The sequence below is a fragment of the Hymenobacter pini genome (genome assembly GCF_020421205.1).
Taxonomy (GTDB): Bacteria; Bacteroidota; Bacteroidia; order Cytophagales; family Hymenobacteraceae; genus Hymenobacter; species Hymenobacter pini.
Genome location: NZ_JAIZZH010000007.1, coordinates 153,348 through 169,159 on the forward strand (window position 1 = coordinate 153,348; position 15,812 = coordinate 169,159).

Sequence of the window (15,812 nt, forward strand, 5' to 3'; positions counted from 1 at the left end):
TGACAGAACCGCCTAAGCACCAAGCACTAGGCACTACGCTCTACCGGAGGTTGGCCAGGAATTTATCGGCCGTGCGCAGGCTCAGGGCCATGATAGTAAGGGCCGGATTGACGCTCAGGGCGCTGGGGAATACCGAGTTATCACAGATATAGAGGTTGGGCACGTCGAAGGCTTTGCCATCAGGATTCACCACAGCATCGTCGCCGCTCAGGCCCATGCGGGCCGTGCCGATGGCGTGGGCGTAGCGCTCAAACGCCCAGATATCGGTGGCCCCGGCCGCTTCCCAAATCTGGCGCATCAGCTTTTCGGCGTGCCGGTTCATGCGCTGCTCGTTTTCCTGGGCCGTGAAGTGGATGCGGGGCTTGGGCAGGCCGCGGGCGTCCTTCTCCTCGCTCAACTCCAGAAAATTATCCGCGTGCGGCAGGCAGTCACCCAAAATATTGATGCCCGCAATGTGGTTGTAGTTGCGCATGTAGTCGCGCAGGGCCTGACCCCAAAACTTACGCTGCCGCACCAGCTGCGTGGCAAACGTAACGGGCATCACCCCAATACTTTGCAGCAGGTAACCACCGGCAAAATCAGCATCCTTAGGGCGGTGCGTATCTTCCGAAATCAGACCACCCGGGATGCCTTTGTAGGGCCGCACATCTTCCGAAAACGTACCCCACACCTGCATGCCGGGGTGAGCCATGAAGTTTTTGCCCACGTGGCCGCTGCTGAGCGCCAGCTCATTGAGCATCAGCAAGCGGGGCGTTTCTACGGCGCCAGCGCATAAAAATAGGTGGCGGCAACGCTGGCGCACCGTTTGGCCGTGCTGCTGATACACCACACCCGTAATGCGGCCGTCGGCGGCGCGTTCTATTTCCGTCACGTAGGCATCAGCCCGGATTTCAGCCCCGTAGCTTTCGGCCAGGGGTAGAAACGTAACGTCCATGCTGGCTTTGGCTCCGCGGTTACAGCCGGCTTGGCAGAAACCCCGGTTGGTGCACGCCTCGCGCCAGCCAATTCCTTCCTGGTAATACCGCGCAGATAAGGCCGCGTTGGCCGCCGGGGAGCTTTGAATCCCAAGCTGCTGGCAAGCGCGCTGCATTAGCTGGGCCGCGCCGTTAAGGGGCAGCGGGGCCAATGGGTACCCCTTGCGGCGGCCGGCATCCCAGGGGTACGGGGTAGGCCCCGAAATACCCAGGAAGTGCTCCAGCTCCTCATAGTAGGGTTCCAGCTCCTCAATGCCGAACGGCCAGTCCACGCCCTCCCTAAAATCGGTGTACAGCTTCAGGTCGCCGCGGTGGGCGCGGGGGGTGTAGGCGGTGTAGTGCAGCGTAGAGCCGCCCACGCCGGTACCGGAGTTATTCTTGCCAAAAGCCACCGGGTTCTGCCCGGCCGACAGCCGCTCATCGTTCCAGAACAGGAAGTTCTGGGCTTTTTCATCGGTAGCATAGTCTTTGGCTGGGTCGCGGCGGGGACCGGCTTCCAAGGCCACCACTTTCAGGCCCGCCATAGCCAGCCGGGCCAGCAGCGGCGCTCCACCGGCCCCTGTACCAATCACCACACAATCTACTTCCTCAACGGAATCAGGAAGCGGCGCGGGCTGCTCCTGCTCAGTGGGAGCATAAGCGGCTTCCGGGGCAGTTTCGTTGTCGGCCAGAATACTTTTCAGCAGCGGGTCTTGTATCTCGGGTTGGATAGGCGTCAAAGTCCCCTCTTCCAATACTTCTTCGTCGGGCATAATTGCAATGCTTGAATAAGCGAATACATAGATGCGTGTGCAGTGGGCGAGAGGGCCGACGCAAACGTCATCCGCTCGTTTTCTCCATTCGCTTACGCGCTCCTTTTGGGCTCCCGGTCTTCCAATTCGTTTAGGCCAATGCGCGTCCAGCCGGGCTGGTCGGCCATGCCCACGTAACCTATTTCCTCCTGGGCCAGGGGGTGGGCATAGTAGGATTCGGTCAGCTCAGCCAGCAATTCCTCGAAGAAGTACTTCTGGGATACCTGCGCCCAGTTTTCGCCGGGGGCCTGCTCAGCGGCCAGCAGCTGCAGTACTGCATCCTGGGCAGTAGCATCCAGCTCTACAAATGGCCGCTCAAACCGGGCCTGGGCCGCCTGATTGATGCCGCCCAGACCCAGCCGATAGGCTTCCCGATCGGGGGGCATCACATCATAGCGCCAGCCATCTGCCCGGCCTTCGGCTAAACGCTTGTCCACGGCCGGAGCCAGCGCAATGGGCTCGGGCCGGTCAGGTTGTGGAAAAAGACGGGCCGCCACCGCTTCCAGCAGCTGAAATGTTTCGGCATCAAAAAACTGCGGCTCGTAGGCGGTTTGCGGCTGCAGACGGGCCTCCAGCGCGGCCCGGGTAGCAGGGGTTACATGGTCGGTACGCAACAGCGCCCGCACGGTGCCTTGGGGATATTCCATGTGAGGTCGTGAATGAGGGAGTGTGGGTGTACAATTAACGGTGTCTGAGCCTTTTACTCAGACACTCATCTACTCATTCACCTACTGGTCACTGCTCATTTTGCCGCCCGTTACGTGCACCAGGGAGCCCGTCATGAAGGAGCCATCCTGGGAAGCCAGCAGCACATAGGTGGGAGCCAGTTCCTCGGGTTGGCCGGGGCGGGCCAGGGCCACTTCGTAGCCGAACTTGGCTACTTCTTCCCGCGGCATAGTGCCCGGAATGTTGGGCGTCCAGACGGGGCCGGGCACCACACAGTTCACCCGGATGCCCTTCTCCCCGAGGTAGGTAGCCAGACTTTTGGTGAGGGCGTGAATGGCGGATTTCGTGCAGGAGTAATCAACCAGCAGCGGAATGCCAGTGAGGCCCACAATGCTGCCGGTGTTGATGATGCAGTCGTCTTTCTTCAGGTGCGGAATGGCCGCCTGCGCCATCCAGATGTAGCCGAGAATGTTGGTATCGAACGTCCGGCGGATTTGCTCCTCGGGAATATCCTCGAACTTCTCCTGCGCCATCTGGTAGGCGGCGTTGTTCACCAAGATATTGAGGCCGCCCAGCTCGGCACGGGTACGGCGCACGGCCTGTTTGCACTGCTCCGGGTCGCGCACATCCAGCTGCAGCAAGATGCACTTGCGCTGCTGGGCTTCTACCAAGCGTTGGGTTTCTTGGGCATCTTCCACGTTTTCGTTGAAGAGCACGGCTACGTGGGCTCCTTCCATGGCAAAGGCCACCGCCACAGCCCGGCCAATACCAGAGTCGGCCCCGGTAATCAGGGCAATTTTGTCCTGGAGCTTGCCGGCCGCCCGGTAGGTACTGAAGCTCATGCCCGGCTGCAGCTTCATATCGGCCTGCTTGGCGGGGTAGGGCAGCTTCTGGGCGTGCTGCTTCATATCCTTGGCCGTGGGGCGCTTTACGGGCTTGGGGGCTTCGGCAGCCGCTTTGGCGGCTTTCTTAGCGGCCGGAGTAGCCGTAGACTTATCGGCAGCAGGTTTGGAAGAGGACGTTTTTTTCGTAGCCATAGAACTAACGGAAAGGAGGTAGTGCGGAGCTTGCACTTACGCGAATCTGTCCGTCTAGTTCAGCTTAGGCCAAATTGATGTACATACAGGTAGTGCCTACCCTACTACTGCACTACCACCTCCACCCGGCGGTTGCGGGGCCGCTGCCGGGGGTTTAGGTTGTCGGCCACGGGCCGCGTACCGCCGTAACCGCGCGTCGTCAAACGGGTTGAGTCGATGCCCTGGTGCACTAAGTAGCGGCGCACCACGCGGGCCCGTTGTTCGGATAGGCGCTGATTCAGAGCTGGTTCGCCCACATTATCGGTGTGGCCGGCAATTTCCAGCTGCAGCGCCGGTTGCTCGCGCAGGACGCGGGCCAAGGCGTTGAGCGTTGGGCGGGAAGCAGGCAGCAAGACGGCCGTACTCTGCGTGAAATACAGCTGAGGTAGTACCATTGCACTGCCCTTAGTAATGGTGAGTACGGGCAATTCGGCCACCACCGTATCGGCAGAGCGAGACACAACCAACGAGGCACGACGCGTGGCTACCTGCACCCGCCGAGGCAGGACTGTCCGCCGCACGGGTGCGGGCTGAAGGGGCACTGCTGGCTTTGCAGCTACCACTGGAGCTGCTGTTACACGCGGGCGGGGTGGCACTACCTCTCGAACCGGTACTGCCGTGGCTGGCAGGCGCGGATATAAGTAGTGCGGCGAAACAGGCTTTGCCTCAGCCGTGCTGGCTGGCAATTGCCAGGCTAGCCGGGCACGCGAGTCCCGGTCAAGCTGAAAATACTCCACCCGGACGGGATAGTAACGGCCGGCTATCAGCCGAATGCGGGCCGTTATGATGCTTACGGGTTGCCCACGCCAGGAATCTACAAGCCGCCGGCCGCCTACCCACACGCGCATGCCATCATCGGTCGCTGCCTCAAACGTGTACGTGCCGGTTACGGGAACATACAGGTAGCCCGTCCAGCGCACCGAGAAGTACTCGCCCGGCACGTCTGGCGCCGGTGACACAAAATGCTCCCCGTTTGGCCCCAATGTCCAGTTAAAATCGATGGTTGGGTCAGTGCGGGTCACTACCAGCTGCTCAAAATTTCTACCACTGTAGTACTGGCCCTGCAAACCGGCGCCCACTGGGCGCTGGGCTTGAGCAGAACCACCGAATAGTAGCAACAAGAGGCTGGTTAGCCAGAAAAGAGCTGTGCGCATCATACTAACAAAGTACTAAAACGCTTGCGGTGCGCACCCGAAAACTCAACCACCAACTGTGCATTCTCAACCTATGCCTGCTAACGGGCTACAACTCCGTACACGGTATGCGTGGCCACACCCTATGCGTTTGCAGCAACCCCAACTCAACCGTAGTCGTACCATGCTTACTGACAGGATGTTTACCTAGCCCTGTTTCCACCCATTATGCCTACCAAGAAAACCCCCGCCTCGCATACTACTGCCAAAAAAGAAGATCCGTGCTGGAAAGGCTACGAGCAAGCCGGCACTAAGAAAAAGGACGGCAAAACCGTACCCAACTGCATTAAGAAAAACTAGATGCTCCGCTTTGCTGACTTCTGAGCCCGGCCGTTACCACGGCCGGGCTTGTTGTTTTTAGGGCTGTTGGTTGTATCTTCGCTGTGTTACTTATCCAGAAAGACCGAGGGATTGGGCCCGATGACGTCTTGGCAACCTGAAATGAAACAAGGTGCCAACTCCCATTCCAGGTTATTCTGGAAGAAGATAAGTTACGGCTCTGGCTTCGTGCCCGGCTCTTTCTGGATAGGCACTTTTTGCTGCTGATTTCTCTTTTGAGCCGATATGCCGACCATCACCACCTCCCCCCTCCACGATATCCTGCGCCAGCGCGTCCTCATTCTGGACGGTGCCATGGGCACCATGATTCAGCGTCACAAGCTGGAAGAAGCGGACTTCCGCGGGGAGCGGTTCAAAGACCACTCGCACCCGCTCCGCGGCAACAACGACCTGCTGAGCCTCACCCGGCCCGACATCATCAAGGGCATCCACGCCGATTACTTCGCCGCCGGGGCCGATATGGTGGAAACGAATACGTTCAGCGGCACCACCATTGCCCAGGCTGATTACGGGCTGGAGCACATTGTCTACGAGCTGAACTACGAGTCGGCGCGCATTGCCCGCGAGGTGGCCGACGAGTTCGAGGCCAAGGACCCGTCGCGCAAGCGTTTCGTGGCCGGCGCCATCGGCCCGACGAACCGCACGGCGTCTTTGTCGCCCGACGTGAACCGCCCCGGCTTCCGCGCCGTGACCTTCGACGAGCTGGCCACGGCCTACCACGAGCAGGTGCGCGGCCTCATCGACGGCGGCTCCGACGCGCTGCTGATTGAAACCATCTTCGACACGCTCAACGCCAAGGCCGCGCTGTACGCGGTGCAGAGGTTCTTCGATGAGGGCGGCCGCGTGGTGCCCGTCATGATTTCGGGCACGATTACCGACGCCTCGGGCCGCACTCTGAGCGGGCAGACGGTGGAAGCCTTCTGGAACTCCATCCGCCACTTGCCGCTGCTGAGCGTGGGCCTGAACTGCGCCCTCGGCGCCGACCAGCTCAAGGTCTACATCAAGGAGCTGAGCCGCATTGCCGACGTGCATATTTCGGCCTACCCCAACGCCGGTCTGCCCAACGCCTTCGGCGGCTACGACGAGTCGGCCCAGGAATTTGCGGCGGTGGTGGAAGGCTACCTGCAGGATGGGCTGGTGACGGTGGTGGGCGGCTGTTGCGGCACCACGCCCCAGCACATTGCCGAACTGGCCAAACTGGCCGAGAAATACCAGCCGCGGGAGCTGCCCGCGGTGCCCGCCGCCACCCGACTGAGCGGCCTGGAACCCTTCGCCGTAACCGAGCAGAGCTTGTTCGTGAACGTGGGCGAGCGGTGCAACGTGACCGGCTCCCGCGCCTTCGCCCGCCTCATCCGCACCGGCGCCTACGAGCAGGCCCTGCAAGTGGCCCGCGACCAGGTGGAGAGCGGCGCCCAGGTTATCGACGTGAACATGGACGAGGGCATGCTCGACTCGGAGCAGGCCATGACGACGTTCCTGAACCTGATTGCCTCCGAGCCCGACATTGCCCGCGTGCCGGTGATGATTGACTCCTCGAAGTGGTCGGTGCTGGAAGCCGGCCTGAAGTGCGTGCAAGGCAAGAGCATCGTCAACTCCATTTCGCTCAAGGAAGGCGAGGAAGTGTTCAAGCAACACGCCCACACCGTGCGCCAGTACGGAGCCGCCGTGGTGGTCATGGCCTTCGATGAAAACGGCCAGGCCGACAACTACCAGCGCCGCATCGAAATCTGCCAGCGCAGCTACGACATCCTGGTCAACGAAGTCGGTTTCCCGGCTGAGGACATCATTTTCGACCCGAACATTCTGACCGTCGGCACCGGCATTGAGGAGCACCGCACCTACGCGCTGGACTTTATCGAGGCCGTGCGCTGGATCAAGCAGAACCTGCCCGGCGCGCTGACCAGCGGCGGCGTGTCGAACATCAGCTTCGCCTTCCGCGGCAACGACGTGGTGCGCGAGGCCATGCACTCGGCCTTCCTCTACCACGCCATCCGGGCCGGCTTGGACATGGGCATCGTCAACCCCAGTCAGCTGGCCGTGTACGACGACGTGCCCAAGGACCTGCTGGAGCTGGTGGAAGACGTGCTGCTCAACCGCCGCCCCGACGCGACCGAGCGGCTGGTGGACTTCGCCGAAACGGTGAAGGCCAACGGCGAAAAACAAGAAACCAACAACGAAAAGCTGGCTTGGCGCGAGTGGCCGGTGTCCGAGCGTCTGCAGCACGCGCTGGTGAAGGGCATCACCGAGTTTATCGACCAGGACACCGAGGAAGTGCGCCAGCAGGTCAGCCGCCCGCTCGACGTCATCGAAGGCCCGCTGATGGCCGGCATGAACGTAGTCGGCGACCTGTTCGGAGCCGGCAAGATGTTTTTGCCGCAGGTGGTGAAGTCGGCCCGGGTGATGAAAAAGGCGGTGGCTTACCTGGAGCCCTACCTGCAGGCCGAAAAAGCCAGCGCGGAGCGGCAGTCGGCGGGCAAGATTCTGCTGGCCACGGTGAAGGGCGACGTGCACGATATCGGCAAGAACATCGTGGGCGTGGTGCTGGCCTGCAACAACTTCGACATCGTGGACCTGGGCGTGATGGTGCCGCTGGAAAAGATTCTGGACGAAGCCGTGGCGCAAAAAGCCGACGTCATCGGCCTGAGCGGCCTCATCACCCCGAGCCTGGACGAAATGGTGTACGTGGCCCAGGAAATGGAGCGCCGCGGCCTCGACACGCCCCTGCTCATCGGCGGCGCAACGACCTCGCGCCTGCACGCGGCGGTGAAGATTGCGCCGGCCTACTCGGGCCCCGTGGTGCACGTGAATGACGCCTCCCGCTCGGTGGGCGTGGCCGCCGGTTTGCTCGGTTCGGGCAAAGCCGCCTACGCCCGCACCGTGCGCGACGAGTACGACACGCTGCGCCACGACTACGCCGGCCGCCAGCGCGAGAAAAGCTACCTGAGCATCGAAGCGGCCCGCGAAAACGGCTTCAAGGCTGATTGGGACACCACGCCCATCACCAAGCCGAGCTTCCTGGGCACCAAGGTGCTGGAGGATTACCCGCTGGCCGAGCTGGCCGAGTACATCGACTGGACGCCCTTCTTCTACACCTGGGAGTTGAAGGGCCGCTTCCCGCGCATTCTGGAGGACGAAACCGTGGGCGAAGCCGCCACCCAGCTCTACAACGACGCGCAGCGGATGCTGCAGCAGATCATCGATGAGAAGCTGCTGACCGCCCGCGCCGTGCTCGGCTTCTGGCCGGCCAACACGTCCGATTACGACACCATTGAGGTGTACACTGACGAGTCGCGGGAGCAGCTGCAGACGGAGTTTTTCACCCTGCGCCAGCAGAGCGAAAAATCCGCCGGCGTGCCCAACCTGGCCTTCTCCGACTTCGTAGCGCCCAAGGAAACCGGCCGCCAGGACTACATCGGCGGCTTCGCCGTGACGGCCGGCATCGGCATCGAAAAGCTGCTGGATCAGTATGAGCAAGACCACGACGACTACTCCAGCATCATGGTGAAAGCCCTGGCCGACCGCCTGGCCGAGGCCTTTGCTGAGCGCCTGCACCAGCGCGTGCGCGAAGAGTTCTGGGGCTACGCCTCCGACGAGCACCTGTCGAACGAAGACCTGATTCAAGAGAAGTACCGCGGCGTGCGCCCGGCCCCCGGCTACCCCGGCTGCCCCGACCACACCGAGAAAATCACCCTGTTTGAGCTGCTCGACGCGGAAAACACCACCGGCATCCGCCTCACCGAAAACCTGGCCATGTACCCCGCCTCCTCGGTCAGCGGCCTCTACTACGCCCACCCCGACTCGCGCTACTTCGGCCTAGGCCGCATCGGCCGCGACCAGGTGGCCGACATTGCCGCCCGCAAGAACATGCCCCTCGCGGAGCTGGAACGCTGGCTCACGCCCAACCTGAACTATGACCCTGTGGCCTCACCCCCCAGCCCCCTCTCCGAGGGAGAGGGGGAGCCTAACGCTGATTCAATTCCCGTTTCTAACGCCCAATAAATGTCATTTATCCGCTCGTTATGGATGCTCCTGACACCAAGCAGGACCGGTTGACGGCTGACCCGAAATACTGGCAGCCACGGCTGAAACCGTTCAGCCGTGAGATGCGACGCCATCCGACTCCGGCGGAAGATGCGTTGTGGCAGGTCTTGCGCAACCGACAGCTGGACGGCGTGAAATTTCGGCGGCAGCATGCTATTGGGCACTTTATCGTCGATTTCCTGAGCACCGAGCACAAGCTCATTATTGAAGTCGATGGTGAGGTACACGCCGAGCATGGTCAGGCTGAATACGATGCCGCCCGCAGCTATGAGCTGACAACTGCCGGCTACCGTCTGCTGCGCTTCACTAATGAGCAAGTACTGAACCACTTACCCGCCGTTCTGCAAACCATCCGCGAAGCCCTGGCTTCGCCTCACTAACCCATACTCTCACTAATTACCCTGACTCCCCCCACTCCAGCAGTCGTCAGGCTCCCCCTCTCCCCCGGAGAGGGGGCCGGGGGGTGAGGCACCATGAAAGTCACCGAACACTTGGCCCGCGCCACCGGCAAAACGCTGTTTTCCTTTGAAGTGCTGCCGCCCAAGAAGGGCGAGAATATCCAGACGCTGTTCTCCAACATCGAGCCGCTGATGGAGTTCAAGCCGCCGTTTATCGACGTGACCTATCACCGCGAGGAATACGTGTACCGGCAGCACCCCAACGGCCTGCTGGAGAAGAAAACCGTGCGCCGCCGCCCCGGCACCGTCGGCATCTGCGCGGCCATCAAGAACCGCTTCGACGTGGACACCGTGCCGCACCTCATCTGCGGCGGCTTCTCGAAGGAGGAAACCGAAAACGCCCTCATCGACCTGCACTTTCTGGGCATCGACAACGTGCTGGCCTTGCGCGGCGACCCGATTAAGTCCGAAGGCCGCTTCGTGCCCGAGCAAGACGGCCACTCTTACGCCTGCGACCTGATCGGGCAGATCGACAACCTCAACAAAGGCGAATACCTCGACCAGGAACAGGACGAGTCCTGGGCTACCGACTTTTGCATCGGCACGGCCGGCTACCCCGAAAAGCACTTCGAGGCCCCGAGCCACGCCACCGACCTGCGCTACCTCAAGCACAAGGTGGACCGCGGCGCCGAGTACATCGTCACCCAGATGTTCTTCGACAACGAGCAGTTTTTCAACTTCGAGAAGCGCTGCCGCGAGGCGGGCATCACCGTGCCCATCATCCCGGGCCTGAAGCCCATCACCACCAAGGCCCAGCTCACGGCCCTGCCCCGCTCCTTCTTCCTGAACCTGCCCGACGAGTTGGTCGACGCTATTCACCTGGCCCCCGACAACGCCGCGGCCCGCGAAATCGGCATCGAGTGGTGCATCAATCAGTCTAAGGAACTGATGGCCCACGGGGTACCGGTGCTGCACTACTACAGTATGGGCAAGGCCGAAGCCGTGCGGCGGGTGGCGGCGGCCCTATTTTAAACCAGGAGGCCTGCTGAAAACAGAATTGGAGGTATCTTCTCTAACCGCCTTGCCCAACTTGGCGTACCCTACGAAGTAGTCTCTCCACTCTTTCACCAGCGTCTTCTTTTGAACGCCCTCGACGACCTGTTCAACCGCCTCCGCACAGCTACCACGCCCACTGAAATTGAGGCGCTGCAGGAGGGCATCTGGCAGATTTGGCTTACCACCGACCACCGCTTGCTGGATAAGCACTTGGAAGCCGGTATGCGGGCGTTGTCGGCGGAGGAGTACAGCGTGGCCATCCGGGAGTTTACGGAACTGACGGAAGCCGCCCCGGAATACGCCGAGGGCTGGAACAAGCGAGCCACAGCCTATTACCTGCGGGGAGAATTTAAGGCCTCCCTGCGCGATGTGGCCGAAACGCTGCGCCATGAACCCCGCCATTTCGGGGCCCTTTCGGGGTGGGCTACCATTTTGCGCATTATTGGCGACCAGCGCGGGGCCCTGCAGGTACTCCGGCGCTTGGAGAAACTGTGCCCGGCCTGGCCGGGACTGCAAAACCAGCTGCGGGACTTGGAAGACGAGTGAAACCAGACAACGGCTGAGCTACGGTATCTGCGCAAATAGTTGTATATTTCCCGGACTAGGCAAAACCCAACGTCAATCCCCCCGACGTTATTTTGCGTACGTCCGATGCTTCCGGCAGATAGTTCACGTAGTTTTCCTTTTCCCACCCGCGGGCTCTAGCTAGTCCAATATTGTACTAAAACGCGCTTTTCTTTTTTTCTACCGTTAAGCCGACTGGTATTCCAGCCGGCTCTTCGTTCGTCTCTCCATTCTGCACAATCCCACCAATCTTCCATGAAACACATTGTACTACTATGCCTGCTTGGGCTGAGCCTGGGTGCACAGGCTCAAAAATTAAAAAAGACTGACGCTGGCAGCGGCCTGATGGATAAGGGTGAGAAGGTGGGTGTGTGGGAATACTATGCCTACACCCGCGACGGCAGCCAGGTTATCACCCAGAAATACGACCACACCACCAATAAACTCATCTTTTTCCGGCCTTTCGACGACGTGCCGTACGCCGTGCGAACGGCCAGCGGCGAGTGGACGCGCCAGCGGGTAACGCACCCCATTTTTTATGTGGGCGGCGATGCTGCCCTAACTCCTTATATGAGCAAGCTGGTCTATCCGGCAGCGGCCCAGGCTAAAAACGTGCAGGGCCGCGTGATGGTATCCATTGTGGTTGATACGCTGGGCCATGCTACCGACCAGCAGGTGCTGTTCGGCATTGGAGCCGGCTGCGACGAGGAAGCCCTGCGCATCGCCCGCAGCATTCCGGATCAGTGGATTCCAGCCCGTATTGGTAGCCGGGCCGTGGTATCGAAGTACGAGTTGCCGTTTACCTTCCGAATGCGGCCACAGTAAGGCGTTACTGTCACCCTCAACTGCGGTTTCCCGTATCTTACCGCCATGAAAAAGCATGCATGGGCAGGTGTACTGGTAGCCGGATGGCTGCTGACGGCCTGCGACTCGACGCCGCGGGAGCGGCAGGATATGGTGAAGCAGGAAGCACGCAAGCTGGACACGGCCGTGAACGAGGCCGCCGCCAAGCTACGAGTGGCCGGCCGACGGGCCGCCCGCTTCGATTCAGTATCAAAATCCCGCAGCCGGCAACCGCTGGACAAGGCCGCAGAAACTGCATTTGCCAACGAACTGCTGGGCACGTATGCCAACGTGGAGGCCCTCACACCTACCACCATTGAGCCCGCCTTTGTGCAGTTTATGCAGCAGGTGCGCACCCGTCGCCGCCAGTGGACCCAGCGCGACTGGGACTACGCTACGGCCATCAGCCGCCGCCTGAATACCCAGTTCCGAGCCATCCGCCTCGACATCAAAGGCCGCGACGAGCTGCACATCCGGGCCCTGCAAACCGAGTTTACGGCCCTGGAAACCGGCCGCGACGTGAAAGACTTGGGCGATGCCGTGAAGCAACCGTAACGCGCCGGTTTTCGTCGGTATTCCTTACCAACCACCAAGCCCCGCCACGTGCGGGGCTTTTTCATGACTTTTGGTATGTTGCCTCGGGTTTGGATTTTGATTTTGTTTAGCACGCTGTGGCTACCGACGGTGCGGGCCCAAAAGCGCCCGGCTACCCCGCCTGCGGCCCCACTCCCCCAAATCACCTCGGCGGAAACTGTACCGGCTTTCGACCAATGGCTGCGCCCTGGCGACCGGCTACAGGTACGACTGGTGGGCACGTCCGGTCTGCGGAGCTCATTTCTGAACGGGCAGCCGCTTGCTGAGCTACCGTCCGCCCAGGCCCAGGGCAAGCGGGGCGTGTACCAGGGTACCTACGTGGTGCGCCCCGGCGACACGCTCCAGAACCGATCCATCCGGTTTGAGCTGCTTGCCAAGGACAGCCTGACGGTCACGGCGTTCAGCAAAACGAAAATCAGGTTTCTCAACCCCAACGAACCCCAGCTGGCCCGCACGAAGGGTGAGTTGGCGTACCTGAACTACGGCCTGGGCGAAGACCGGCTGGGCGGGGCCAAGCTGGGCTACCTCGATTCGGCGGTGGTGCTGCACCTCACGGGCCGGGTGGGCAGCCAGTACCGGGTGCAGCTCTCGGAAACCAACGTGGCCTGGGTGCCGCAGGAAGTGGTGCGGCTGCTGCCCCCGGGCGGCTTCGTGCCGGCCTCGCTCACTGGTTCCTGGAGCGTGCAGGGCGACTCCGTGTACGACTACGTGCGCGTGCCCCTCACCCAGCGCCTGCCCTACCGCTCCCAGCTGCTAACCGAGCCCAGCCGGTTGGTGGTAGATGTATTCGGGGCTACTTCCAACACCAACTGGATAACCCAGCGCGACGGTTTGCGTGAGCTGGGCGACGTGACCTATGAGCAGGTGCAGCCCGACGTGTTCCGGCTGGTGTTGCACTTGCGCCACCGCCAGAGCTGGGGCTACCACATCGGGTACCGGGGCAATACGCTGGAAATCCGGGTGAAGCGCCCGCCGCAGAAGCTGCGCCTGCGGGGTCTCACGGTGGCTGTGGATGCCGGCCACGGCGGCTCCAACGTGGGGGCCGTGGGGGCCAGCGGAGCCCGCGAGAAAGACCTGACGCTGGCTATTGCCCTGAGGCTACAGCAGGAGTTGGAGCAGGCCGGAGCCCGCGTGCTGATGACCCGCACCACCGACGCCACCGTGGACAACGGCGACCGGGTGCTGCAGCTGCGCCGCCGCAACCCCGATGTGCTGGTGAGCATCCACGTCAACTCGGCGGGCAGCCCGGCTACCCACGGCACCAGCACGTTCTACCGCTACGTGGCGTTCCGGCCCCTGTCGGTAGCGCTGTACGAGCAGATGCGCGGCACCGGGCTGGCGGGCTTCGGCAACGTGGGCAGCTTCAACTTCGGGCTGAACGGCCCCACCGAATACCCCAACGCCCTGGTGGAAACGGCCTTCGTGTCGAACCCCGAAGATGAAAAGCGGCTGATTGACCCGCAGTTTCAGCAGCGGATGGCCGAAGCCATGCGGCAGGGGCTGGCGGAGTTTCTGAAACGCACCCGCGCCAAAGGTCCGCGCGGCTGGCTGCTGAAGCAACCTGCCTTATAACCGCCCCGTAGCTGCCATAAAAGCCGAAACCCCTACCAGGGCTTCGGCTTTTGCTTTTTGGTGGCTAGCTGACGCAAAAGGACGGGCTATATTTTTTTAGCAAAAAATAGTTCGGCGCTAGACTACAAAGCGCAGCAGCAGCTTCTACCTTATTGGCGGTCAACTCGTACAGATGTGCTGCATGTAGACTGCTCGTTCTCATTCTCTCCCCAAACACCCACTTCGCATTTATGGCAAACGACTCTTTACTGGACCGGAGCCGCACCGTGGCCGGGCCGGGCTACAACCGGTGGCTGGTACCACCGGCGGCCTTGGCCATTCACCTCGCCATTGGGCAGGCCTACGCCTTCAGCGTGTTCAACAAGCCGCTGGGCGCGCTCATCAGCGGCGACGTAAACGCCCCGGCTCCCGATGACTGGACGCCCACCCAAATCGGCATTACCTTTTCCATTGCCATTGTGCTGCTGGGCCTTTCGGCGGCCATTTTTGGCAAGTGGCTGGAGCGCGTGGGGCCCCGCAAGGCCATGCTGGCTTCGTCGCTGTGCTTTGGCGGGGGCTTTCTGATTGCCTCGCTGGGCGTGCACCTGCACAACCTCTGGCTGGTGTATTTCGGCTATGGGTTTGTGGGCGGCATCGGGCTGGGCATTGGCTACATCTCGCCGGTGAGTACGCTCATCAAGTGGTTCCCCGACCGCAAAGGCGTGGCCACCGGCATGGCCATCATGGGGTTTGGGGGCGGGGCCATGATTGGCTCGCCGCTGGCCAACAACCTCATGAACCATTTCAAGGATTCGGCTCCGCAGGGCGTGGCCCCCACGTTTATTGTGATGGGCATCGTGTACCTGCTGTTTATGCAGTTTGGGGTGTGGACCATCCGGGTGCCCGCCGACGACTGGAAGCCGGCCGGCTACGTGCCCAGCACCGAGCACAACGACCTTATCACCACCGGCAACGTTTCGGCCGATAACGCCATCAAAACCCCGCAGTTCTGGCTGCTGTGGGTGGTGCTACTCACCAACGTGACTGCCGGTATCGGGGTGCTGGAAACGGCCTCGCCGCTGGTGCAGGAAACGTTTTCGGATGCCGCAATGGGCGCGGGCCGGGGCGTAACGGCCGCCGCCGCCGCAGGCTTCGTGGGCCTGATTAGCCTGTTTAACCTGCTGGGGCGCTTCTTCTGGTCGTCGGCTTCGGATAAGCTGGGGCGCAAAATGACCTACGCCATCTATTTCGGCCTGGGCATTCTGCTGTACGCCCTCATTCCAACGCTGGGGCAGAGCCTGCAGCTCACGCTGTTTGTGGCCGTTACCTGCGTTATTATCAGCATGTACGGCGGGGGCTTCGCCACCATTCCGGCCTACCTCTCCGATTTGTTTGGCAAGTACCAGGTGGGGGCTATCCACGGCCGCCTGCTTACGGCCTGGAGCACAGCCGGCGTACTGGGCCCGCTGATTGTGCACCTGCTGCACGAGCACGCCAAGGAGCAGGGCCTGAAGGGGGCCGCCGCCTACCAGAACGTGTTTTACACCATGGCCGGTGTGCTGGTGCTGGGCCTGCTGGCCAACCTGGCCGTGCGCCCCGTGAAAGAAGAATACTACGAAAAGGGCCCGGTGACCATCGAAGCCGGAGGCCACTAATAACAATTTCTAGTTGCTGGTTTTCAATTTCTGGTTGCAATCCAACAGTTGAAACCAGAAGCCAACGCCAT

General features: G+C 61.5%; 13 protein-coding genes and 1 riboswitch. Of the genes, 9 read left to right on the forward strand and 4 right to left on the reverse strand.

Going from position 1 to position 15,812, the window contains the following annotated elements; genetic code table 11:
• Positions 1-40: 40 nt before the first annotated feature.
• The 4 genes from LF252_RS21615 to LF252_RS21630 all read right to left on the reverse strand — a co-directional run bounded on the left by LF252_RS21615 (position 41) and on the right by LF252_RS21630 (position 4,664).
• Positions 41-1,726 carry a GMC family oxidoreductase gene (locus LF252_RS21615; protein WP_226271678.1) on the reverse strand — a complete coding sequence of 562 codons (1,686 nt, stop codon included), beginning with the start codon at positions 1,724-1,726 and terminating at the stop codon, positions 41-43.
• A gap of 92 nt (positions 1,727-1,818) precedes the next feature.
• Entirely contained in the window at positions 1,819-2,412 is a 594-nt protein-coding gene (locus LF252_RS21620) for a gluconate 2-dehydrogenase subunit 3 family protein (protein WP_226271679.1), read from the reverse strand.
• 81 nt (positions 2,413-2,493) lie between these two features.
• Positions 2,494-3,468: an SDR family oxidoreductase gene (locus tag LF252_RS21625; RefSeq protein ID WP_226271680.1), complete on the reverse strand. Its 975-nt coding sequence runs from the start codon at positions 3,466-3,468 to the stop codon at positions 2,494-2,496.
• Between the two features lie 104 nt (positions 3,469-3,572).
• Positions 3,573-4,664 carry a PA14 domain-containing protein gene (locus LF252_RS21630; RefSeq protein ID WP_226271681.1) on the reverse strand — a complete coding sequence of 364 codons (1,092 nt, stop codon included), beginning with the start codon at positions 4,662-4,664 and terminating at the stop codon, positions 3,573-3,575.
• 204 nt (positions 4,665-4,868) lie between these two features.
• Between LF252_RS21630 and LF252_RS22915 the strand changes: the two genes are divergently transcribed.
• The 9 genes from LF252_RS22915 (at position 4,869) to LF252_RS21670 (ending at position 15,741) form a co-directional block, all read left to right on the forward strand.
• The gene (locus LF252_RS22915; protein WP_262905053.1) at positions 4,869-5,000 is read left to right on the forward strand and encodes a hypothetical protein; all 132 of its coding nucleotides are present in this window, start codon (positions 4,869-4,871) and stop codon (positions 4,998-5,000) included.
• 87 nt (positions 5,001-5,087) lie between these two features.
• A riboswitch (SAM riboswitch) is annotated at positions 5,088-5,193 on the forward strand.
• A 71-nt stretch (positions 5,194-5,264) separates the two neighbouring features.
• On the forward strand, positions 5,265-9,038 hold the full coding sequence (metH, locus tag LF252_RS21635) for a methionine synthase (protein ID WP_226271682.1): 3,774 nt from the start codon (positions 5,265-5,267) through the stop codon (positions 9,036-9,038).
• A 20-nt stretch (positions 9,039-9,058) separates the two neighbouring features.
• The gene (locus tag LF252_RS21640; RefSeq protein ID WP_226271683.1) at positions 9,059-9,460 is read left to right on the forward strand and encodes an endonuclease domain-containing protein; all 402 of its coding nucleotides are present in this window, start codon (positions 9,059-9,061) and stop codon (positions 9,458-9,460) included.
• 93 nt (positions 9,461-9,553) lie between these two features.
• Positions 9,554-10,510: a methylenetetrahydrofolate reductase [NAD(P)H] gene (gene metF, locus LF252_RS21645; RefSeq protein ID WP_226271684.1), complete on the forward strand. Its 957-nt coding sequence runs from the start codon at positions 9,554-9,556 to the stop codon at positions 10,508-10,510.
• A gap of 108 nt (positions 10,511-10,618) precedes the next feature.
• A complete protein-coding gene (locus LF252_RS21650; RefSeq protein ID WP_226271685.1) occupies positions 10,619-11,080 on the forward strand; it encodes a tetratricopeptide repeat protein in 462 nt (153 codons plus the stop codon).
• A 273-nt stretch (positions 11,081-11,353) separates the two neighbouring features.
• Positions 11,354-11,923: an energy transducer TonB gene (locus tag LF252_RS21655; protein WP_226271686.1), complete on the forward strand. Its 570-nt coding sequence runs from the start codon at positions 11,354-11,356 to the stop codon at positions 11,921-11,923.
• A gap of 45 nt (positions 11,924-11,968) precedes the next feature.
• A complete protein-coding gene (locus LF252_RS21660) occupies positions 11,969-12,496 on the forward strand; it encodes a hypothetical protein (protein WP_226271687.1) in 528 nt (175 codons plus the stop codon).
• A 75-nt stretch (positions 12,497-12,571) separates the two neighbouring features.
• Positions 12,572-14,107 carry an N-acetylmuramoyl-L-alanine amidase gene (locus LF252_RS21665; protein ID WP_226271688.1) on the forward strand — a complete coding sequence of 512 codons (1,536 nt, stop codon included), beginning with the start codon at positions 12,572-12,574 and terminating at the stop codon, positions 14,105-14,107.
• 230 nt (positions 14,108-14,337) lie between these two features.
• Positions 14,338-15,741, forward strand: coding sequence for an L-lactate MFS transporter (locus tag LF252_RS21670; protein ID WP_226271689.1), 1,404 nt, complete (start codon positions 14,338-14,340; stop codon positions 15,739-15,741).
• Positions 15,742-15,812: the final 71 nt, after the last annotated feature.